This is a genomic window from Haloarcula sp. Atlit-120R, assembly GCF_003665885.1.
Taxonomy (GTDB): Archaea; Halobacteriota; Halobacteria; order Halobacteriales; family Haloarculaceae; genus Haloarcula; species Haloarcula taiwanensis.
Map to the genome: position 1 here is coordinate 207,773 of NZ_QPLN01000005.1, position 18,614 is coordinate 226,386.

The window sequence follows — 18,614 nt, forward strand, 5'->3', positions numbered from 1 at the left end:
TTCGGCACGCGGCTACCACGCCTCGCCGGTGGCAAGGTCGACCTCGCTGTCGCCCTTTTCAGAGGGACAGACATCCGCGAGTACGCACGCATCGCAGTCCGCCGAACGCGCCCCACACACCGCTCGCCCGTGGTCGATGAGCAGGTGTGTGAACTGCTGCCACTCGTCTTCGGGTACCACGTCGAGCAGATCCTGCTCGATAGTTTCCGGGCGCTCTTGATCCGTAAGGCCCAGCCGTCGTGACAGGCGTTGGACGTGCGTGTCGACGACGATTCCCTCGACGATGTCGTGGCCGTGCTGGAGGACGACATTCGCCGTCTTGCGGCCCACGCCCGGGAGGTCAGTGAGGGCGGACATCGTGTCCGGGACCTCGCCGCCGTGTTCGTCTGTCAGAAGTTCTCCGATTCCCTGAAGATAGCCGCCCTTGTTGTTGTGGAACGTGATGCCGTAGATGTCCTCGGCGAGTTGCTCCTCGGAGGCCGCGGCGTAGTCTTCGGCGCTCTGGTACTTCTCGAACAGGTCCGCTGTGACTTCGTTGACTCGTTCGTCAGTGCACTGTGCCGAGAGGACGACGGCAATCAGCAGTTCCAGCCGATTGCTGTAGTTCAGCGAGATAGCTGAATCGGGGTATTCCTCGTGGAGACGGTCGACGACCTCCGTTGCCTGTTCCTCGCGTGACTCCAGCGGCGTTCCCATACCGCAGGGCAGTGCTGGGCCCCCTTCTCCGTGTCGCTTTCCGCCGGGTCGTATTTGTATGGTGTCGCCTCACAGACTACGGTAACACCCTTGTATCAGTTGCGAGTGGAGTCACACATGCCAGGTCCAGTGTTTCTCCACGGCGACCGGGTGACGCTTCATCCACAGCAAGCAACCGACAGCGACCTGCTCCAGCGCCTATTCAACGAGCCGCAGGTTCGGCAGAACATCGGGTTCTACGAGCCACTTTCCGAGTCTGCCGCCGAAGATTTCGATAGTCGCGATGCCGATACGCACTTTGTTGTCTGTGTAGACGATGAGCCGGTCGGGTCGTGTCTGCTTCACGAAGACCGCCATCAGTGGGGGGTTGGTATACTCGGGTACTCGATCCGTCCGGATCACTGGGGCAACGGCTACGCCACCGATGCTGTCGACTGTCTCGCACAGTATGCGTTTCAAGAACTGCGGTTGAACAAACTCGGTGCGGACTGCTACGCCACCAACCCGGCTTCCGCGCGTGTGCTCGAAAAGGTGGGGTTCCAGCAGGAGGGACGACGGCGCGACCACGCCTTCGTTGACGGCGAGTACGTCGACTTGCTGGAGTATGGCCTGCTCGCTGACGAGTGGACGGCCTGAAATACACTCACACACCTACCGAAGCTTCTTTCAGTACCCCCTCATCGGTTCGTGTATGCCCGGACCAACATTCCTCCGGGGCGAAACAGTAGCGCTCCGAACGGTCGAAGACGAAGATGTCGAGTTCCTGCAAGAGACGGTCAACGACCCGGATGTCAGACACGGCCTCTCGGCCACAGAGCCGATCTCCGAACAGGCAGAACGCGAGTGGGTCGAATCCGTCGCCAGCGGCGAGACTGATGACGTGCATCTGCTCGTCTGTGTCGACGGCGAGGCGGTCGGCATCATCGGGCTGAACGACGTTACAGACCGGATCGGAATGGCCGAACTCGGCTACTGGCTCACGCCCGACGCGTGGGGCAACGGCTACGCGACCGACGCCGCCCGGACGATCACCGAGTACGCCTTTCAGGAGCGGCGGTTTCATCGGGTGTACGCGAAGGTCTTCGCCGGCAACGAAGGCTCCCAGCGCGTGCTCGAAAAGACCGGGTTCCAGCGAGAGGGGACGATGCGGGACCACTGGTTCCGCGACGGCCGCTACGAAGACGTGTACCTCTACGGTCTGTTAGAAGACGAACTGAACCGCGATGCGTAGCTACAGCTCGGCAAGGCCACGCAGGACCGTGTCGAGAGCCGACCCGGCCCCGTCGGTGTCGTCGACCACAGTCGCCGCCTGAACACGACATCGCTGGTCGACAACGAACACCGCTCGCTGCCCGTGGCCGTCCTGCATTCGGACACCGAACTGAGCAGCGACGCCGTGGGTGTCGGCCAGTAACGGATAGGGAAGCGATAGCGATGCCGCGAGCGACCGGCAGTCGTCGATATCTGCCGCGAGAACGCCGAAGACAGCCACGGCATCCGCTACGCTCGCCCAGTCTGTCTGGGATAACTCGGTGAGGAGAGTCTGTGAATCGGGGTCGTCACTGGGAACGAACGCCACAACCGCCGGCGCGCGGTTCGTCGCAGCCGACAGTCGATAGGCACCAACACCCCTGTCAGCGGTCCCTTGCAGATCGAAATCGGGGGCAGGGTCACCGGGCGAGAGCATACTGAGCGAACGGGAGTGCGGGCCAAAAGTTCCGTGGCCTGACCAAGCGACCGCTCCCCGTGTGGAGGCAGCGCTATCGGCGCGATGGGAGCAGCCCGACGGTCGGGTTTCGAACGGACTGCGTGTGAGTGACGCCCCGCATGACGGATGTTTCAGTCGCAAAGAAGCTTTATAACCCGTCCGACCAACCACCGTCGTATGGGAATGGAGAATCTGCCACAGGAGATTACAGCCCTCGTGGGTCGCGAGGTGTATTCGAAAAACGGCGTGTTTGTCGGCGAAGTCGAAGACCTCCGGCTGGAACTCGACCGCAAGGAAGTGACAGGGCTGGCACTCCACCAGCTTAACACGGAGCTATTTGACGAAGAAGTGAACGCGGCACGCGGCGTCATTATTCCGTACCGGTGGGTCCAGGCCGTCGGCGATGTCATCATCGTCAGCGATATCGTCGAACGGCTCCGTCAGCCCGAGGCCGGCGACGAAGAAGAAGAAGTTCCCGCCTAGTTGCCGTTCGAACTCTCGCTACTGGAACTATCGACACCCATCGCTTCGAACAGTTTCCGTTTGACGGCTTCTTCGGTGAGTTCCAGCAGTGTGTCTCTATTGTCGTCGCTCGTATCTAAGCCGGTGAAGATGCCCAGCGGTATCTCGACGCTGGCGTCGGTGGAGTGGCCCGCAGTCTCGCCCATCCCGCCGAACGCGTCCGACAGCACCTTCCCGATGTTCATCCGGATGTCCTTCGAGCGCGCGGCGAGGTAGATGGTGTCGTCGGCGATGGCGAACACCGCTGTGGTCGTGATGCCTTCCAGATTCAGGAGGTGCTGGGCTGCCTGCGCTAGCGCGTCGCGGTCCCGGATGAACCCGGCGTTGGAAACGAGGTGGCTCCCCTGGACCTCGCGGTTCCGGATCGCTTCGGCGAGCACGTCGAGGGTTTCCGGACTCATCGACGGCGACTCGACCTGTTCGAGGGTGTCGTGGTCGGCGAACGGGTACAGGTACGCCGCGGCGGTCAGGTCCGCCGGCGTCGTGTCCCGCTTGAAATCCAACGTTTCGGCGCGGATTCCGTACAGCAGCGCCGTGGCGACACTCTGGTCGAGATTGAGGTCCAGCTCCTGGATATACTTCGTCAGAATCGTCGACGTGGCCGAGATGTTCGGCCGGATGTCGGAGAAGGTGGCGTCGTGTTCCAGTTCGTGTTCGTGCTCGTAGTGGTCGACGACGATGTCGACCGAGTCGATAGCCGGTTCGCCGCCCTTGGCAACGTCCACCAGTGCGAACGTATCGTACTCGTCGAGGTCCACATCCTCGTTCGATGTCAGTTCGATACCGAGGAGATTGACGAACGCGCGGTTCTCCTGGTGACCGATTTCTCCCTCGTAGATGATGTCGGCCTCGACATCGCGGCTCGCGGCGATGGCCCGCAACGCGGCGGCCGAGGCGATGGAGTCCGGGTCCGGCGACCGGTGAATCAGAATCGCCATACGCTCTTCGGTCCCGTCGATGACATCGCCCAGCTGTGAGGCCTTGTACTCAAGTTCGCCCGTTTCGAGCGCCCGGAGCGCAGAGTCCGCGATGACCGCGGAAGGGTTGATGACTATATCGGCACCAAGTTCAGTAAGGTCGTCGGCCGACACCGGGTCGTCGGCGCGAGCGACGATGAACTGTTCGCCGCCGGACTCGCGGATGTTTTGGACTGCTTCGGCGTTGGCGTTCACGTCCGGGGACATGATGAGAACCACGTCGCGGTCGGCAACTGTTTGAGCGACGTCAGTCTCGCAGATGTCGGCTTGCTGTGCGTTGAGGTCCTGATCACGGAGCGCCTCGACTCGCCCCTCGTCCGCGTCGAGGATGAGTACGTCTTTCCCCTCCTCGACGAGTTCTTCCGCCACGGCGTGGCCAACACTCCCACACCCGAGGATGGCGTAGGTCGACATAGAGGCCATCGTGATGCCGCTGGCTGTGCTCATTAGTGTCTGTATCGCTTGGCGTCAAGCCTCTTTAATGCCAGCTATTTCCCCAATAACTGGGAACGTCCACCAGACAGGCTGGTCTGAGAGGCCGTCAACCGTCGTTCAGAACCGTCACAGGAGTGCCCCGGTTCTTACCACAGTCAATCGCCGCTAGCCGAGTGTTGTGTGCAAGAAGCGTGAGACCGACCGACACGAGGCGTCCGAATGAAAACCTATTTTACCAGGCCGTCCAGAGCAATGAGTGCACTGGGCCGGTAGCTCAGTCTGGCAGAGCGACGGCCTCTTAAGCCGTCGGTCGAGGGTTCAAATCCCTTCCGGCCCGCTTCTGCGAGGAATAGACCCGACGAGCGAAGCGTCCACGGAGGGATTTGAATGACGGCACGAGCGAGTGTCAATGAGCGACGTGCAGGTGGTTCAAATCCCTTCCGGCCTGTCAGACGGGCACGTCAGCCATTCAGCCGCTTTCGCATCTTGACGTGTGGAATGCCTGCTTCCTCGAATTCGTCACTAACTGTCTCGTAGCCGAGTTGTGCATAAAACGGCTCGACACGAGTCTGTGCGTGAAGCTTGAGCACTGTTGCGCCGTCGTCACGCGCGGCGTCTTCGACGGCTCGCATCAGTGCTGTCCCGACGCCATCGTCCCGATAGGGCTCGCGGACCGCGACCCGCTCGACCTTGCCGACCGTGGGTTCAGGAAACCGGAGCCGGGCAGTGCCGACTGGATACTCGCCGTCACAGGCCAGAAACTGAACGGCGTCCGAGTCGTTCCCGTCGAGTTCTTCCGCCTCAGAAACACCCTGTTCCTCGACGAACACCGCCTTTCGAACGGCAGTTGCTGCATCTGCGAATGTCTCCCAGGTGCCGACCTCGACTTCTAAGTCACTCATGGCCGCAGGTTCGAGCGGGTCCCCTGTATGTGCTGTTACTGAGAACCGCCGAAACCATCAACACAGACCCGGGTGTAGCGGGCATGCATGACGTACGACTACGCTCGTGACCACGAGCACGAACTGTCGGCGGAGTATCTGTACGCCTCTGACGCGGAGGTCCTGGGAATCTACGACGCCGATGACGCTCTACAGGTCGACGTGGCGGTCATCTGCCCCGAGTGCAGCGAGACACTCCGTCTGGAGACGACCGTCGACAAAGTCACGTCGTCCGGGACGGAGCTGCCGCTGGACGAAGACTACTACGACTGACCGCCAATCCCGAAATAATTTTTTCCGCGGCGCGAGTACAGCGGGTCGCTATGTCCGACTTCGATACGTTCGAGTGTTCGAGTTGTGGTGAGTCGTTCAAAGCGTACCCCGACGCGAATGCGGCACAGAAAGAAGCGTGTAGTCCGGTCTGCGAAACCGCGTCGTAGTCGACTGCGGGCTTTTCCTTAGCTGTCGGGGCTGTAGTTGGGTGCTTCGTCCGTAATCATCACGTCGTGTGGGTGACTCTCCTGCTGTCCCGCGGCAGAGACCCGCACGAACTCGGCACGTTGCTTGAACTCGGGAATCGTCTCGGCCCCGACATAGCCCATCCCGGACTGCATCCCGCCGACGAGCTGGTGGAGTTCGGAGGCCAGCGAGCCCTTGTACGGCGTCGCGGCCTCGACACCCTCGGGGACGAACTCTTCGCCCTCCTCGTCGTCCTTGAGATAGCGGTCGCCGCCGCCTTCGTTCATCGCGCCGACGCTGCCCATCCCGCGGTACTGCTTGTACTTCTTGCCGTTCATCGTGATGACGCGGCCCGGGGCCTCGTCGGTGCCGGCGAAGTACGAGCCGAGCATGACCGCGTCCGCGCCGGCGGCGATGGCCTTGATGGCGTCCCCGGAGTAGCGGATGCCGCCGTCGGCGATGACCGGCACGTCGTGCTGGCTCGCCACGTCGGCGACCTGCGCGACGGCAGTGATCTGAGGCATTCCCGAACCCGTGACCACGCGAGTCGTACAGATAGAACCGGGACCGATTCCCACCTTGACGCCGTCGGCGAAGTCGACGACGGCCTCGGCGGCCTCCCGGGTCCCGATATTGCCGACGACCACGTCGGCGTCGACTTCGGCCTTAATCTCGCGGGCGCTCTCGATGACGTTCGCGTTGTGGGCGTGCGCACAGTCGATGAACAGGATATCGGCGCCAGCCTCGTCCGCGACCTGCGCGCGGTCCATCTCGAAGGGGCCGACAGCCGCGCCACAGCGGAGCGAGCCGTCGTGATCGCGGGCGGCCTGGTCGTACTCGCGACGCTGGAGGATGCCCTGCATCGTGACCAGCCCGACGAGTCGGTTCTCGCCGTCGACGATGGGGACGCGCTCGATCTTGTGGTCGTACATCAGCTCCAGCGCTTCGCGGGGCGTCACGTCTTCGGGGGCGGTGACGACTTCGTCGGTCATCGCGTCCGTGACGGCGTCGTCCTCCCCGACTTCGAGGTACGGGCGGATGTCAGTCCCGGAGATTATGCCAAGCACTTCGCCGCTGTCGTCGTCGACGACCGGCGCGCCAGAAACGCCCTCCCGTTCCATCATCTCGTCGACCTCGCGCACGGTCTGGTTCGGGCTGGCTGTCACGACGTCGCGGATAATGAGTTCGTCGGCGCGTTTGACCCGCTCGATTTCGGTCGCCATCTGGTCGGCGTTCATGTTGCGGTGGAGGACACCGATACCGCCCTGCCGCGCCATCGCGATCGCCATGTCACTCTCGGTGACGGTGTCCATCGCCGCGGAGAGGACAGGGACGGTCAGTTCGACCGACTTCGAGACCCGCGTCGTCGTGTCTGCCTCGTCTGGTTCGACGCGAGACTCCTTGGGTCTGAGGAGTACGTCGTCGAACGTCAGCGCCTCCGGTACTCGGAGCTTCTCTGAGAAAGGCTCGGAATCGTTCGCCATGTAAATCGTCCACGACGGCCCGGCAAAAGCGTTGCGAGACTCGGCGCTACGTGGGGTTCGATGCCACACCTGTCCTCGGCAGCATTCCAGAAATCCGCTCCTGACCACTCATTTGTCACACCCTGCTGTTGAAGGTGAGACATCCGTCCACAAACGACGGGGTATTCCGGAAAAACGGTGGCGCATGTGCGCAGTTCTCACGCAACGATTATGTGCGAATGAAGGATAATTAAAAACATGCGACTCACCGAACCCGCACGGAACGGTACTGCCCGTCAGATGACGTCCACAGCGTCGGGCAACACAACGTTCACGTGGTTCGGTAACAAGTTCTGGCAAGCCTGTCGTGTTCGTCAGGACCGAGTGAGAACTTCCCGACGAGAGTTGGGTTACGCTCGACCGTAACACGACATGAGTATCTCCAGACACCCGATTGCTCTCGACATCGAGCAGCAGGTCGGCCGCGGTGGTCGGCTACTGGCGACTGTCATGGGTCTCCCCCTCGTCGACGGCATTTTCCCGGTACTCGTCCTTGCAGGGGCACTTTCGACCTGGATGGGCGTCCTTGAAGTGGGCTTGCTCGTCTTCGGCGGATCGGCCACTGTTGCCGTCGTGTTAGCCGAACTCGAAGGCGGCCCCCGACAGCAGGCGCGCTCGGTCCTCATCATCGGCGCTGTGTTGATGCCGATTGCGCTCGTTGAAGCAGCCCTTGCGCCGACGATCGCCGGGATCGTCAAACTGGCGACCCTCGAACGCTTCGCCGGCCTCGTCATCCTCGCAATCGCCGCACAGACCGCAAGCGCCCGCATCGGCGAGTACCTCCCGCGGCCGGCCGTTATCGTCATGCTCGGCCTGCTAGCCAGCCTCGACCCCGCGGGCGCAAAGCTGGTCACCGCCATCGAACCCGGCGTCTTGCTCCGCGCCGCCGCTACCACCGGCGTCGGTATCGGCTTCGCCTTGGCTGTCGCGCTGGCGAGTCCGTGGCTCCGCAACGCCGTCGACATCGACCGGTTCCGCTTCGGTAGCGCTGTCGCGCTCGGCGTCCTCGCCCTTTCTGTTCTCGGCGTGATGCCGACCGACGCGCCAGTGGCACTGGCTGTGCTCGCCGTCACGGCGCTGCTGTCGTTCGACCCGGAAAACGCCCGCACGCGCCACACGGAATACCGACCTGACGCCGTGGACCTCACCGCTGCCTTCGCCGACGGCGGCGCGTCACAGGGCGTCGCCGCCGACGAACAGACCGACGAAGGAGCTGCGGTCGAGTACGAACCCGAGCAAGAACGCGCCCCGTGGCTATGACGAGGGAGAACTTTTAGGCCCATCAGGCCCGGCTGTCCGGTATGAGCGACAATCGCGTGGTCCAGGGACGGATGCAGACCCCTGAGAGCCTAGCCGAACTCATCGAAGGCGAGGACGTCATGGACGCAGAACCGATCGAAGACGCCGATTCCGACTGTCCGGAATGTGGTGAAAACGTCATCTCTGTAGGTTACATGCCCTCTGCACTGGAATTTGTTACTGGATACAAGTGCCAGGAGTGCGACTGGGCCGACACCGACCGCGACTGATCGCCGTCTGCCAATCGAAATCCCTTTAATGCGAGTCGGCTTACGCCGGAGTGCGGGGTCGTGGCCTAGTCCGGGAAGGCGGCTGACTCCAGAGGCCACGCGCCTGGGACGACACTTCGAGGGCTGATATACTGAGCGGCCGGCTGATCACCGGTTCGCGACGATGACCCTCTGGAGTTCCGAGGCGCAGGACGGAGATATCAGCCGATCGGGGGTTCAAATCCCTCCGACCCCACTCCGTATAAAAGTAAAGCGGTTTATTTCGCCGCTTTCGCTTCACCACTCCAGAGCGGTTAGCACGAGGTGGTCCGCATGAGCCTCGACCGCCGCTCCACTGAGGGGCTTCCCCTCATCTGCGAATTCTGCGGCGAGGTTATCGAGGACGACGACCAGCGCTGTCCAGCCACCGACGACGGCCGGAGGTGTCGTCCCTAATGCGCTGGCGCGAAAAGAGGGTTCTTCAGTCCCTCTACATCGACCAGAAGCTTTCGATGGAAGAAATCGGTGAGCGGCTCGGATGTAGCGCCCGGACCGTCTGCCGATGGCTCAAAAAACACGGGATCGAATCTCGCGACCAGCATCAGGCACATTCTATCAGGCACGACGCGGTTCCGTTCAGAACTCACACAACGAGCTACGAGCGGTGGCTGCATCGCTACCGTGGTGAGCGAGAGTCAGTTCGTGTCCATCGTCTTGTAGCTGTTGCTGAGTATGGATTCGACCAGGTTGTTGGTAAGGATGTCCACCACAAGAACTCAATCCCATGGGACAACAGACCCGAGAATTTGGAGCCGGTGTCCCATGCAGAGCACAGTCAAATACACGGCTTAGAGCGGGCTGAGAACGAAAAGCGAAATCGAGGTGAGTCCGCGTGACGCCCGAACCCACGCTGGAAACGCCGTGCCTGGCGAACGGGCGCTGGCAGCGGGCCGCCGTAGACTCGACGCGCGTCGCCGACTTCGACTTCTGTAGTCAGTGCTTCCCCGACGGCGAGAGAACCGTCGACGAGAAGGATATCGAGACGTTTCTGGTCACCCCGAAAAACGGGTCGAAGCTTCACCGGAGCATCGATACCGGCGACGACGCCGATACGAGTGAGTTCGGCGACCACGACTATCCCGAAGAGACCCTTGCCGCCCAGCTCGCCGATCCCTCTACCTCGCTTGATCACGAGTTCGAGTGGGACAAGCAGGGAGGTGATGCGTAGATGGTCACCCACGACGACGAGTGTGACTCCTGCGGCGCCGTCGGTCGGACCTGTCGAATGCGGTGGCCCGATGGTGAGGCCCGCGAGATGTGCGGACCCTGCGAACGGCGCTGGACGTACATTTGGCGGTGGTTCTGTGAATCTCAGCCCCGACAGGCCAACCGCGTTCGCGCGAAAGCGAACCGAAAGAGCCGTGCCCGCCCCGACGGCGGCGAGCCGATGACCGACGGTGGGCAGCCTATGGATGGTACTGACCGCTGTCTCGACTGTGATAGCCGGCTTCCACCGGGTGGAGGTATCGACAGCGCGTTCGCTCGCGAGGACGGCCAGTACTGCCACGAGTGCGTCGATACGCCGCGAGTCGCGTTCGTCGCGTGTGGCTCTGCAAAGCAGGATCTCGACGAGGGCGAGACTGTCCCAGCAAAGGACCTCTACACCTCACCGTACTTTTCGCTGAAGCGTGAGTACGCCGAGGAATGCTGTGATGAGTGGAAAATCCTTTCGGCGAAGCACGGTCTCCTCGATCCCGAGACGGAAATCGAGAGCTACGACGCCTCGCTGAACCCTCGGTCAGACAGCTATATCGGCGACTACGAGGCCGGCGTGTGGGCTGTCGAGACCGCTCAATCGCTCTCTGTCTGGACCTCGATGAAGATACCGTACACTCGCTACGTCGTGCTCGCTGGAGAGGACTACGTCGGCCACCAGCACATCGAGGACGAACTTGATCGTCACCGACACGTTGCATTTCCGTTCCGTGGGGATGATATTGAAGGGATCGGCGATCAACAGAGCTGGCTCCGCGAGGAAATCGACAGCTACCATCCACCCGGGCAGGCGGACATCCAGCACTACGTTGCTACCGACGGTGGGGGATCACTACGCACGGCCACCGACCAGGAGGGGTCGCGGTGAGCGCCACGTTCGACTGCGACGGGTGTGGTGAGGAGACGCCGACGGACAAGCGCTACCGCTACCTCCGTCCCAACCAGCCCGACGACGAGGGCGAGCCCGTCACCGACGAACTCTGCCCGCGCTGCTCAACGGGGAAGGATTCGTCGCGACTGTTCCGTGCTGACGCGGACCTCACAGGAGGTGATGACGGTGCGTAGCATCACCCGCGAGCACCTGCTGGGCGCAACCGTCTGGGCATACAGCAGCGGCGGCGTGAGCGTCAAGCCCTGGACTCGTCGCGAGCACTTCTCGCGGTTCTGGAGGGTCGCCTGATGAGCACCGACGCGTTCGCCCAGCCGAAGGCGATCGGGACGGACATCGAGACACTGGTCGTCAACGCCCTCGGTGTCCTTGATGCAGCTGATAATGACGATGCGCATCACGACGCCGTTACCGCTGGGCTGCTGGAACCCTCCTCACTGGATGCCCGTGTCCCTGTCGTCTTCGCCGGTACACCGCTCGTTGAAGCTGGAACGCTTGTCGAAATCAAGGCCGCGAAGCGTTGGACGAGCAACGGTTCCGGTGACGTTCGAGGACGGTGGGTCCTGAAAGGTCGCGATGCAGGCCAGCATGCTACGCTATTGGACAGCGCCGCTATATACGCCCTGACAGTCTACGAGACGACGCCCGACGACGAGCGACGACTCCTCGCTATCGCGATTATCCCTGCGACACTACTCGATGAGCATCTCCGCGGTCGATGGCGCGATACTGACCGTCGCGAGGGAACACTCGCGAAGCTCGGCTGGCCTCACGTGTTAGCAAGGGTACTCGGAGGTGACGGTGCGTAATGCCGTCGGAGAACCAGGCAGGAGACCGCCGCGAGCGGCTGCGCTGTCCCAGGCTTGTCGAGGATATCGGCGAGGACCCTGCCCGCTGGCTGGATCAGGACCTGCTGTCGCACCCGGATCGCCGCAAACTGGTCTTCTCGCTCATCGACGGCATCGACAGTATCGAGCGGATTCGTGCTTGGCGAGGTACTGAGCGAAAACTCGCGAGTGACCGTGTTGCCGAGAAAGCGCGAAACCCGCTCGAAAAACCGCGGGCGAAGATCATGCAGCGTCTGGAACAGCGCGAGAAGTGGCTTGAACTCCACGGCGAGAGACCAGACCGGCTGCCGTGTGGCCCACGTCGCCCTTGTGACTGTTGCGACGGGGAGTCGGAGGTCACGCCCGAGGATCTCCGGGAGCGTGACGAAGCTGCCGCCCAGCGCCTCGTCGAGAGCTACCAGGCTGACGGCGTCGATACGAGCGAGACGAGTCCGGAAACGGAAGCGTCGACGCTTGGAGCGTTCGCGACCGACGGGGGTGAACCGCAGTGACGCACGTCGAGCCACACATCCACGAGGCCGATGCGTGGCTGTACTATGGCCCGGTCACCGACGGGAACAGCAAAGCCGACGATTACGACGGTCTCGACCCATACTGGGCACTCGCCGACTTGCTTATCAACGAGTGCGACGGCTACACCGAGGTCTCCGAGGTCGTCATCGACGGCGAAGTGTGCGACCTCCGACTGAACTACTCGGGTTCGGGCATCGCGCCACGGCTGACTGATCCCGTCGACAGAGACACGCTGTACGAGTTCGACATCCACGTCGACGGTGAAGGTGAACGTAAGTGCAATTTCAACGTCTCGCCCCGCTTCCCGGAGATGCGGAAACCGGACGGCGAAGCGCTGACGTTCCCGTTCCACCACAGTTCTGCTGACTCCGGAGTGAGTGTGCACGCCCAGCCATCGAACATCGACCTCGACGAACTCCCGAGCCTGTTGGCGCGGGCGATATTCGAGCTGGCCAACGACGCTGGCATTGGTCTTTACCACGGATACTTCGACGCGCCCTTTGACGGTCACGTCAACGCTGTTGAGCGGTACATTCGACTCACCCGCTCAATGAACGAGAAACTCATCGGGACCGGCGGTGTTTTCGACCGGCTGACGATGCTGCTGTCCGATGCGGATGGCACTGTCGGCGAGTTGAAGTGGGACAACGAGGAAGAGCGCGGCCATCTCCACAGACTCAAGCACGGGTCTGTCAGCGCCCGCGAACTGGTTCCGAACCACCGTCTTGGCGGGCAAATCAAGAGCTACCTGCCAGAGAATCCAGAGAACTTCACACCCGACGATCCGCTATACCACCCGAAGCTTGGTGTGAAGTTCGGCTCGGGGCGCACGTCGACGGGCTCGGTCTCGTGGGCCGACCGCCACGACGTGGTTCAGGAACTCGATGAACGTCTGCTGTCGCTGCTGTCGTGGGCAGACGTGCCGACCGAGGCTGGCGGAACCACGTTCGTCGCCGACGATCACTTCGAGGCAGCCCCCGCAGACTCTCCGGTTCCGATCCACGAGGACCCGCTGCCACGCCTGGAGGCACAGCAAGAACATATCCTGATGTCTGTCCTGCGCGACATGACGCCGTCAGATAAGAACCTGACTGAGACGCTTGCCACCGACGGTGGGATGCCCGCGGAGGACCTTGCCGACGCCACGGACACATCTCTCTCGACTGTCTATCGAATGCTGCAGCGGTTAGAGGGAGTCGTCACCAGTGACAATGGTCACGTTCGATTCGTCTCCGAGAAGCTCCGGCAGGAGGTTCGTGGGCTCGTTGAGTCCGTCGAGCACGCGATAGACTCTGCTGCCGACCGGGCGGCGCGCATCGTCGATATGGATGTGCGACAGTCGGTGTCGAGCGCGTTCGACCGCTGGCTCGCTAAGTACGGAGCTGAGTTCGATGCCCCCGATCACGACGGACAGCGACCCGTCGTCCGCATCGACACGGTGCTGTCCGAGCTGCGGTCAACGGATAAGCCGCTCGTCGGTAAGGTCATCACCGAAATGATGCGTGCATGGCGGAAGGACGGTCGCGACCCAGAGACACTGCTGGACGCAACTGTCGATGTCAGCATCGACGGTTCGCGGTCTGAGCGCCCGGTTCGGACCCTCCGGTAACGCCCGACAGCTGAGAGGCATCACTGTTCTGCGGCCCGTTCCTTTATAAGTGGTCCCGCGTTTGACCACGGGCCACGGTCTCGCATCGAGTCGCTTCTGGTCTGGTGTTGCGTCCGTCAGCAGTTCGGCGCTGGCCGCGTTCCCGCCCGGCGGGCAAACCCCCTTAGCGGGTGTGGCTAAGGCCACGCCCCTGCGGGGCGCAAAAATACACACCGCACCGCTCCGCCATCGGTTGTGTAGAAGATATATTCTATCGCTTGTCTTAGCTATCTACAAACCCCCAATCGCCAGATTATAGCAAAGCTTTACAATCCCGTGTTGAAGATATCTTCTGTATGACCAAGTGGACAAGCCGAGATAAGATATGGAACACCGCACTCAAGAAAACCGACGAGATTCGGCCTGAAGCATTCGCCCACGCAATCGGCGTCAGCGAGCGCACAGCGAGGGACTGCCTCGAAACGATGCACGAGTCGGGCGTGTTATCCAAACAGGGCGGGAAAGGCAGAGAACCTGCCGTCTACAGTTCACTCGTCGACCATCCCGAAGCCGCTGAGTGACCCAAACATATATTTTCAGAATGTTCGTAATATCAGATATGAACTCCGGAATGCAGGGGTTTGTTATCGTGTCGGGGCTTGTCTTCCTCACATTTGCGTACTATCTCTATACGGTCTATCGGGACGGGTACGACCCGCTAGCACTGATCAAGACTGGTGAATTAATCGAGCGCTAATCGTCTGGTTCTTTCAGTTTCTTTGCCGGGACTATTACAATCACTCCAAGAATCAGCAGACCTGCTGCCGGAAACCCGGCTAGGTAATCAGACACCGCCACGGATTCAGGGGTGAATACGCCGATCAGCGTTGTACCAGAGGCTGCAACGATGATTGACCGCAGTGCATCATCCAGTGTCAGCCACTCTAACAGCCCCGCAGGCCCTGACACTCGCTCGGACATGATACCGATTACGAGGATCAGGAGGCCGGCAATCGGTGTCCCATACACCCGTAGCAACTCGGTGTTCTGTGTGTCGACCGCGTACAGCACCGATAGCGACGTGCCGATGGCGACGACACCGATTCCATTAACCCGCGAAAGATAGTTCCAGATATTTCGACTGGTGAAGGTCTGGATCAACACCAGCAAGCCGACTAACCCTACCGCGGTGATAGCTGCTATAGTCGCCAGTCCTGACTCAAAACCGGTCAGTTCAGCAGTCTGCTGTGCAACAGTCGAAAACAGTGTTGTGAATGCTTGTATCATACTATTTCAGATTGCCCTCCGGTCGACGGCCGGGTTAGTTTCGTCGCCCCAGTAGGCTACTAACTGCCCGACAGCAAGACTCGACAGCGCGAGCCCCAGCCACCACAGCATCGGGCCGCCGATCCCCACGAGCCCCAGCCCGACGACCAGCGCACCGAGCTTCCGTGGGTGGCCGCGCGCCTCTTCGACCCACGAGCCCTCGGGCACAATCACGAGTCTCCCCCCAGCGCCCGGTCAAGACTGTCCCGCATCCCGGCCAGCACCTCGTGGCCGTCCTCGGTCACCGAGTACGTTTCTCGTCGCTTGTTCGGTCCAGACGCTTCGACCAGCCCCGCCGACTCCAAGTCTGCAAGCGTGCGCCGCACATGACGCTCGCTGGTGTCGAGTCCCTCCTGTGCTTTCTGCGTGATGAGTCCGCGCCACCCATCGCCGTCGTGGGCTTCGACCAGCAACAGACAGGTCTGTGCGACCGGCGAGAGGTTCTCGAAGGCCGCCCAGTCCGGGTCGTCCTCGACGCCATCGAGGTCCGCCATTACAGCACCTCCGTTGTGAGCCAGTCGACGGCCCCTTTCCCAGCCACGTCCCACGCGGTGCCAGCCCCAGAGACGATATCACCGATCATCTGGCCCACGTCGACGCTAATCCAGCCCGTCGCCATCCCCAGCACGAGCGCCCCGACGGTGAGCGCGCCGAACGTCGCGACTGTGCCGACGGCCGCCACCAGCCCGCCGATGATACTCTTGATACGCCGGAACTTGTAGCCGCCGTACACGACAGCAGTGACCAGCGCGACCTCTTTCCCGAACTGTGCAACCAGCGCACCGAACCAGTCGAACATCAGTCGTTACCCCCACGGAACTCCCGGACGAACACGCCCTCGACTGGTGTCTGACACAGCTCCCAGTCGACCCGCTCGCCGGGATCGGGCGCACGGTCGGAACGCATCACGACGACTGGTGCCCACTCAGCCATCGGCCGCGTGTCTCGCCACGGTAGCCACTGGTCCAGCCGACTCGGGGCGTCGTCGTTCAAGACCACCACCGTATCCTCGCCGGCCAGTCGTTCGAGGTCTTCGCCGGTTCGGTAATCGCTTCGCTCGTTGGCGTCCAGCACTTGCACGGCCGAGGCGTCGGCGAACATCAGTCGTCACTCCCTCCGTTGCCGCCACTGCGACGAGCGATGATGTTCACCTGCGGTTGGTCGTCGTCCGGCGAGTTGTTCGCGCGGTACTCCCGCACGAGCTGAACCACGGCGTAGCCGGCGATGACCAGCACGATCACGAACGCATCGGAGTTCACCAGTGCCGTCAGCAGGTCGCCCTCACCAAGCCATTGCAGCGCCAAAACGCCGAGGACACCGACAATAACGACCCATCGCGCCGTCGTGAACTCGCCGATCCGCTGCAGGAATACGAGCGATCCGATAGCGAGACCGGCGACGGCCAGCATCGCGCCCAGTTCCGGCCCGATATCGATGTAGCCCGACTGAATGGCTGCCACCAGTGCCGCCGCGCCGACGGCGCTCGTTAATATGGTGTTCTCTCCCAGCGTGACAATCGCATCGCCGAGCGCTTCGATGCCGCTGGCGACACCGTCCTCGACGAGCCCGCCGACGCGGGGCAGCTGTCCGGCCGCCGACCCAGCGCCGGACGCAAGCGAGTCAACCACGTTACGGGAGCGCTCGGGCCGCCGGCCGATCACGAACAGCATCGCAATCGAGCCGAACAGTGCGACCAGCCCGACGAGGTTGCCCTGGTCGGCCGCGCCGAAGATTGTCGACGCCCCGTCCGGGTTGGCCGTCGGTGCGGGCGCTGTCTTGACTCGAATCACCGAATCGATGTTGTCTTTTGGCACCGTCATCGGCTCACGGCCTTGCACGCGGTCGAATCGCTTGGTCGTGTCAACCTCATAGACGCCGTACCACGAGCCTTCGGTCGCGCCCAGATACTCGACGGTGAACGACTCACCCGAGCGCTGTCCTGGAGCGACGGTAAACGCCGGGCTGGTGGCGTTCGTCTGTTGTTCTGGCACGCTCGCCCGGATAGTGCCATTGACCGGCGAGAGTTGGACGGGTGCGGTTCGGACACCGACCTCGCTGCCTGCAGTGGCTTCCGGGAAGTGAACCTGCTGGGCGTGGCGTGTCGAGAGTTCGGCGTAGTCGCCCTCTGCCGAGTAACTCTCGTTGACGCCGTAGTGAAGCTGCTGGGGCTGTGACGTGTTCCCGACGCTGATGTAGGAATCGCTGGCCCAGCTGTCCAGTCGGACCCGCGAATTGAGATCGGTCCCGACGGGCGTGGCATCGAGGACAGTCACCGCGCCGTTATGAACGTCGACCTTCGAGCCGACCGAGCGCACTTCGACGGTCGTTCCTTTCGGGACGGTGCCGCCGGTCAGTTCGGCAATGTCGATCTGCAGTTCCGTGCCCTGCATAGTGCGGGCCGACGCCGGTATCTGGGTCCAGCTCCCGGACTGGCCGACCCGCACTTCGAGCGACCGCAGGGAGATGATGTTCTGTGCGTGCGGTATCGTCAGCGTGGCACTCTCGCGGCTGGAGAGGTACGTTCGCGAGATGTTGTAGCGCTCGCTGAATGCCTCGTCTTGGAAGGTGACCGCCCGCCGGGTCGTCAGCTCGTGCTGGTAGTCAACGTCGACGGTCGGCGCTGGGGCATCAGTGCCGGTGTCGCCGTCGCCAGCGACGACGGTGACGTTGTTCTGGCCGGACTGCAGCCAGCTCTTATTCGCCGTGAGCGTCGTCGTGTCGTCTTGGCTGAGTGTGCCGGACATCCGCACCGGCTGGCCGTTGATAATGACACCAGCGTCCTCGGTGACCGTGCGTTCCGTGTAGCCGATATCAACGTCGACAGCGCCCGATTGCGTGCCGACTGTGGCATTGCTGACCGACGAGTCGAACTGGTCAATCTGGACGGTCTGGGATTCGCCCTCATTGAGCTTCCCCAGGTATTCCGCTTCGGCCATCCCGTCGCCGTCGATATCCAGCGTTGGGTCCTCGGTCGTCGTGGTGATCGTCGAGCCGGCTTCGACGCCGACCTTGTGGCCGGTCGCCACCTGTGCCGTTTGTGACCCGGACTGGATATCTGGCAGTGACCGCGTGACCGTCTCGCCAGCCATCAGAACGCCGTCATAGGAGGCATCGGCCGTCCCGTCGTCGTTGATATCTATCGACGGGTTCTTTGTCGCCGTGCGCTCGGTGAACGAGAGGTCTGTATCGACTTTACCACCGTCAAGTGAGATGGTTGCAGTGTGTGAGCCGGTTGGGACGTTCGATGCGCTGACCGTCGCTGTCTGTCCTGGTTGAAGAATGCCAGAGTAGCTTGCATCGGTGGAGCCGTCGCCGTTGATGTCGATGCTCGGGTTTTCGGTTCCGGTACGGGCTGTATAATCAAGCGAGTAGTCGACTGCCCCAGCACCGCTCACGGATATACTGT

The 18,614-nt window shown here is 62.1% G+C and carries 27 protein-coding genes, 2 tRNA genes and 1 pseudogene; 19 read left to right on the plus strand and 11 right to left on the minus strand.

The annotated features are described in order from the left end of the window. Positions 1-12: 12 nt before the first annotated feature. Positions 13-696, minus strand: a complete 684-nt coding sequence (nth, locus tag DVK01_RS17655; protein ID WP_101349962.1) for an endonuclease III — start codon at positions 694-696, stop codon at positions 13-15. Between the two features lie 117 nt (positions 697-813). Here nth and DVK01_RS17660 point away from each other — a divergent pair, with 117 nt between their 5' ends. Together DVK01_RS17660 and DVK01_RS17665 are read left to right on the plus strand one after the other, a co-directional pair. Further along, a complete protein-coding gene (locus DVK01_RS17660) occupies positions 814-1,332 on the plus strand; it encodes a GNAT family N-acetyltransferase (protein ID WP_101351429.1) in 519 nt (172 codons plus the stop codon). Positions 1,333-1,387: 55 nt separating this feature from the next. After that, complete coding sequence (locus tag DVK01_RS17665; protein WP_101349963.1) at positions 1,388-1,927, plus strand: GNAT family N-acetyltransferase; 540 nt, start codon at positions 1,388-1,390, stop codon at positions 1,925-1,927. On the opposite strand, the gene DVK01_RS17670 is transcribed toward DVK01_RS17665, so the two are convergent. Beyond that, a complete protein-coding gene (locus tag DVK01_RS17670; protein ID WP_121537784.1) occupies positions 1,928-2,383 on the minus strand; it encodes a redoxin domain-containing protein in 456 nt (151 codons plus the stop codon). A gap of 204 nt (positions 2,384-2,587) precedes the next feature. Here DVK01_RS17670 and DVK01_RS17675 point away from each other — a divergent pair, with 204 nt between their 5' ends. Continuing rightward, the gene (locus DVK01_RS17675) at positions 2,588-2,887 is read left to right on the plus strand and encodes a PRC-barrel domain-containing protein (RefSeq protein WP_101351430.1); all 300 of its coding nucleotides are present in this window, start codon (positions 2,588-2,590) and stop codon (positions 2,885-2,887) included. Here the strand turns inward: DVK01_RS17675 and DVK01_RS17680 are convergent. After that, a complete protein-coding gene (locus DVK01_RS17680; RefSeq protein ID WP_101349965.1) occupies positions 2,884-4,350 on the minus strand; it encodes a DHH family phosphoesterase in 1,467 nt (488 codons plus the stop codon). The two genes, DVK01_RS17675 and DVK01_RS17680, sit on opposite strands and share 4 nt — an antisense overlap. Positions 4,351-4,601: 251 nt before the next feature. Here DVK01_RS17680 and DVK01_RS17685 point away from each other — a divergent pair. Then, positions 4,602-4,675 (plus strand) — tRNA-Lys (locus DVK01_RS17685). Between the two features lie 124 nt (positions 4,676-4,799). Here DVK01_RS17685 and DVK01_RS17690 read toward each other — a convergent pair. Then, entirely contained in the window at positions 4,800-5,240 is a 441-nt protein-coding gene (locus DVK01_RS17690) for a GNAT family N-acetyltransferase (protein WP_101349966.1), read from the minus strand. Between the two features lie 87 nt (positions 5,241-5,327). Between DVK01_RS17690 and DVK01_RS17695 the strand changes: the two genes are divergently transcribed. Beyond that, positions 5,328-5,552, plus strand: a complete 225-nt coding sequence (locus DVK01_RS17695; RefSeq protein WP_101349967.1) for a hypothetical protein — start codon at positions 5,328-5,330, stop codon at positions 5,550-5,552. 185 nt (positions 5,553-5,737) lie between these two features. Here the strand turns inward: DVK01_RS17695 and guaB are convergent, their stop codons facing one another. Next, positions 5,738-7,222, minus strand: a complete 1,485-nt coding sequence (gene guaB / locus DVK01_RS17700) for an IMP dehydrogenase (protein ID WP_101349968.1) — start codon at positions 7,220-7,222, stop codon at positions 5,738-5,740. A 411-nt stretch (positions 7,223-7,633) separates the two neighbouring features. On the opposite strand from guaB, the gene DVK01_RS17705 reads away from it, so the two are divergent. The 14 genes from DVK01_RS17705 (at position 7,634) to DVK01_RS22335 (ending at position 14,639) form a co-directional block, all read left to right on the plus strand. Beyond that, the gene (locus DVK01_RS17705) at positions 7,634-8,521 is read left to right on the plus strand and encodes a DUF5794 domain-containing protein (RefSeq protein WP_101349969.1); all 888 of its coding nucleotides are present in this window, start codon (positions 7,634-7,636) and stop codon (positions 8,519-8,521) included. A 41-nt stretch (positions 8,522-8,562) separates the two neighbouring features. After that, positions 8,563-8,790 carry a DUF5795 family protein gene (locus DVK01_RS17710; protein WP_101349970.1) on the plus strand — a complete coding sequence of 76 codons (228 nt, stop codon included), beginning with the start codon at positions 8,563-8,565 and terminating at the stop codon, positions 8,788-8,790. Between the two features lie 54 nt (positions 8,791-8,844). After that, a tRNA-Trp gene (locus DVK01_RS17715) sits at positions 8,845-9,025 on the plus strand. 77 nt (positions 9,026-9,102) lie between these two features. Then, positions 9,103-9,225 carry a hypothetical protein gene (locus tag DVK01_RS22880; RefSeq protein ID WP_255410231.1) on the plus strand — a complete coding sequence of 41 codons (123 nt, stop codon included), beginning with the start codon at positions 9,103-9,105 and terminating at the stop codon, positions 9,223-9,225. Continuing rightward, on the plus strand, positions 9,225-9,665 hold the full coding sequence (locus DVK01_RS17720) for an HNH endonuclease (protein WP_121537786.1): 441 nt from the start codon (positions 9,225-9,227) through the stop codon (positions 9,663-9,665). The genes DVK01_RS22880 and DVK01_RS17720 overlap by 1 nt, the downstream gene beginning before the upstream one ends. Further along, complete coding sequence (locus tag DVK01_RS17725) at positions 9,662-9,997, plus strand: hypothetical protein (protein ID WP_121537788.1); 336 nt, start codon at positions 9,662-9,664, stop codon at positions 9,995-9,997. The genes DVK01_RS17720 and DVK01_RS17725 overlap by 4 nt, the downstream gene beginning before the upstream one ends. Then, positions 9,998-10,912: a DUF6884 domain-containing protein gene (locus DVK01_RS17730; protein ID WP_121537790.1), complete on the plus strand. Its 915-nt coding sequence runs from the start codon at positions 9,998-10,000 to the stop codon at positions 10,910-10,912. It begins immediately after the preceding gene. Then, on the plus strand, positions 10,909-11,109 hold the full coding sequence (locus DVK01_RS17735) for a hypothetical protein (protein WP_121537792.1): 201 nt from the start codon (positions 10,909-10,911) through the stop codon (positions 11,107-11,109). Before DVK01_RS17730 ends, DVK01_RS17735 begins: the two co-directional genes overlap by 4 nt. Beyond that, on the plus strand, positions 11,102-11,224 hold the full coding sequence (locus DVK01_RS22885) for a hypothetical protein (RefSeq protein ID WP_255410232.1): 123 nt from the start codon (positions 11,102-11,104) through the stop codon (positions 11,222-11,224). The genes DVK01_RS17735 and DVK01_RS22885 overlap by 8 nt, the downstream gene beginning before the upstream one ends. Further along, positions 11,224-11,742, plus strand: a complete 519-nt coding sequence (locus tag DVK01_RS17740) for a hypothetical protein (RefSeq protein ID WP_121537794.1) — start codon at positions 11,224-11,226, stop codon at positions 11,740-11,742. Before DVK01_RS22885 ends, DVK01_RS17740 begins: the two co-directional genes overlap by 1 nt. After that, on the plus strand, positions 11,742-12,272 hold the full coding sequence (locus DVK01_RS17745; RefSeq protein ID WP_121537796.1) for a hypothetical protein: 531 nt from the start codon (positions 11,742-11,744) through the stop codon (positions 12,270-12,272). The genes DVK01_RS17740 and DVK01_RS17745 overlap by 1 nt, the downstream gene beginning before the upstream one ends. After that, the gene (locus tag DVK01_RS17750; RefSeq protein WP_121537798.1) at positions 12,269-13,903 is read left to right on the plus strand and encodes a helix-turn-helix domain-containing protein; all 1,635 of its coding nucleotides are present in this window, start codon (positions 12,269-12,271) and stop codon (positions 13,901-13,903) included. Before DVK01_RS17745 ends, DVK01_RS17750 begins: the two co-directional genes overlap by 4 nt. 335 nt (positions 13,904-14,238) lie before the next feature. Continuing rightward, entirely contained in the window at positions 14,239-14,463 is a 225-nt protein-coding gene (locus DVK01_RS17755) for a hypothetical protein (RefSeq protein ID WP_121537800.1), read from the plus strand. Between the two features lie 38 nt (positions 14,464-14,501). Next, positions 14,502-14,639 carry a hypothetical protein gene (locus DVK01_RS22335; RefSeq protein WP_199722362.1) on the plus strand — a complete coding sequence of 46 codons (138 nt, stop codon included), beginning with the start codon at positions 14,502-14,504 and terminating at the stop codon, positions 14,637-14,639. Here DVK01_RS22335 and DVK01_RS17760 read toward each other — a convergent pair. From DVK01_RS17760 to DVK01_RS17785, 6 genes and pseudogenes are all read right to left on the minus strand, one after another. Then, entirely contained in the window at positions 14,636-15,169 is a 534-nt protein-coding gene (locus tag DVK01_RS17760) for a hypothetical protein (protein WP_121537802.1), read from the minus strand. The genes DVK01_RS22335 and DVK01_RS17760 overlap by 4 nt on opposite strands. 6 nt (positions 15,170-15,175) lie before the next feature. Then, complete coding sequence (locus DVK01_RS17765) at positions 15,176-15,376, minus strand: hypothetical protein (RefSeq protein WP_233560827.1); 201 nt, start codon at positions 15,374-15,376, stop codon at positions 15,176-15,178. Between the two features lie 2 nt (positions 15,377-15,378). Next, positions 15,379-15,702, minus strand: coding sequence for a transcriptional regulator (locus DVK01_RS17770; RefSeq protein WP_121537806.1), 324 nt, complete (start codon positions 15,700-15,702; stop codon positions 15,379-15,381). Continuing rightward, positions 15,702-16,007 carry a hypothetical protein gene (locus tag DVK01_RS17775; protein WP_121537808.1) on the minus strand — a complete coding sequence of 102 codons (306 nt, stop codon included), beginning with the start codon at positions 16,005-16,007 and terminating at the stop codon, positions 15,702-15,704. The genes DVK01_RS17770 and DVK01_RS17775 overlap by 1 nt, the downstream gene beginning before the upstream one ends. Then, positions 16,007-16,309 carry a hypothetical protein gene (locus tag DVK01_RS17780; RefSeq protein ID WP_121537810.1) on the minus strand — a complete coding sequence of 101 codons (303 nt, stop codon included), beginning with the start codon at positions 16,307-16,309 and terminating at the stop codon, positions 16,007-16,009. Before DVK01_RS17780 ends, DVK01_RS17775 begins: the two co-directional genes overlap by 1 nt. Continuing rightward, a pseudogene (locus tag DVK01_RS17785) lies at positions 16,309-18,614 on the minus strand (hypothetical protein); the annotation flags it as partial. The gene DVK01_RS17780 and the pseudogene DVK01_RS17785, both read right to left, overlap by 1 nt.

Coding starts and splice junctions, on each gene's coding strand:
- DVK01_RS17690 (WP_101349966.1), bottom strand. CDS start 5,240: ATGAGTGACTTAGAAGTCGAGGTCGGCACCTGGGAGACATTCGCAGAT.
- guaB (WP_101349968.1), bottom strand. CDS start 7,222: ATGGCGAACGATTCCGAGCCTTTCTCAGAGAAGCTCCGAGTACCGGAG.
- DVK01_RS17695 (WP_101349967.1), top strand. CDS start 5,328: ATGACGTACGACTACGCTCGTGACCACGAGCACGAACTGTCGGCGGAG.
- DVK01_RS22880 (WP_255410231.1), top strand. CDS start 9,103: ATGAGCCTCGACCGCCGCTCCACTGAGGGGCTTCCCCTCATCTGCGAA.
- DVK01_RS17720 (WP_121537786.1), top strand. CDS start 9,225: ATGCGCTGGCGCGAAAAGAGGGTTCTTCAGTCCCTCTACATCGACCAG.
- DVK01_RS17680 (WP_101349965.1), bottom strand. CDS start 4,350: ATGAGCACAGCCAGCGGCATCACGATGGCCTCTATGTCGACCTACGCC.
- DVK01_RS17745 (WP_121537796.1), top strand. CDS start 11,742: ATGCCGTCGGAGAACCAGGCAGGAGACCGCCGCGAGCGGCTGCGCTGT.
- DVK01_RS17755 (WP_121537800.1), top strand. CDS start 14,239: ATGACCAAGTGGACAAGCCGAGATAAGATATGGAACACCGCACTCAAG.
- DVK01_RS17775 (WP_121537808.1), bottom strand. CDS start 16,007: ATGTTCGACTGGTTCGGTGCGCTGGTTGCACAGTTCGGGAAAGAGGTC.
- nth (WP_101349962.1), bottom strand. CDS start 696: ATGGGAACGCCGCTGGAGTCACGCGAGGAACAGGCAACGGAGGTCGTC.
- DVK01_RS17705 (WP_101349969.1), top strand. CDS start 7,634: ATGAGTATCTCCAGACACCCGATTGCTCTCGACATCGAGCAGCAGGTC.
- DVK01_RS17740 (WP_121537794.1), top strand. CDS start 11,224: ATGAGCACCGACGCGTTCGCCCAGCCGAAGGCGATCGGGACGGACATC.
- DVK01_RS17660 (WP_101351429.1), top strand. CDS start 814: ATGCCAGGTCCAGTGTTTCTCCACGGCGACCGGGTGACGCTTCATCCA.
- DVK01_RS17770 (WP_121537806.1), bottom strand. CDS start 15,702: ATGGCGGACCTCGATGGCGTCGAGGACGACCCGGACTGGGCGGCCTTC.
- DVK01_RS17780 (WP_121537810.1), bottom strand. CDS start 16,309: ATGTTCGCCGACGCCTCGGCCGTGCAAGTGCTGGACGCCAACGAGCGA.
- DVK01_RS17670 (WP_121537784.1), bottom strand. CDS start 2,383: ATGCTCTCGCCCGGTGACCCTGCCCCCGATTTCGATCTGCAAGGGACC.
- DVK01_RS22335 (WP_199722362.1), top strand. CDS start 14,502: ATGAACTCCGGAATGCAGGGGTTTGTTATCGTGTCGGGGCTTGTCTTC.
- DVK01_RS17675 (WP_101351430.1), top strand. CDS start 2,588: ATGGAGAATCTGCCACAGGAGATTACAGCCCTCGTGGGTCGCGAGGTG.
- DVK01_RS17760 (WP_121537802.1), bottom strand. CDS start 15,169: ATGATACAAGCATTCACAACACTGTTTTCGACTGTTGCACAGCAGACT.
- DVK01_RS17730 (WP_121537790.1), top strand. CDS start 9,998: ATGGTCACCCACGACGACGAGTGTGACTCCTGCGGCGCCGTCGGTCGG.
- DVK01_RS17665 (WP_101349963.1), top strand. CDS start 1,388: ATGCCCGGACCAACATTCCTCCGGGGCGAAACAGTAGCGCTCCGAACG.
- DVK01_RS17710 (WP_101349970.1), top strand. CDS start 8,563: ATGAGCGACAATCGCGTGGTCCAGGGACGGATGCAGACCCCTGAGAGC.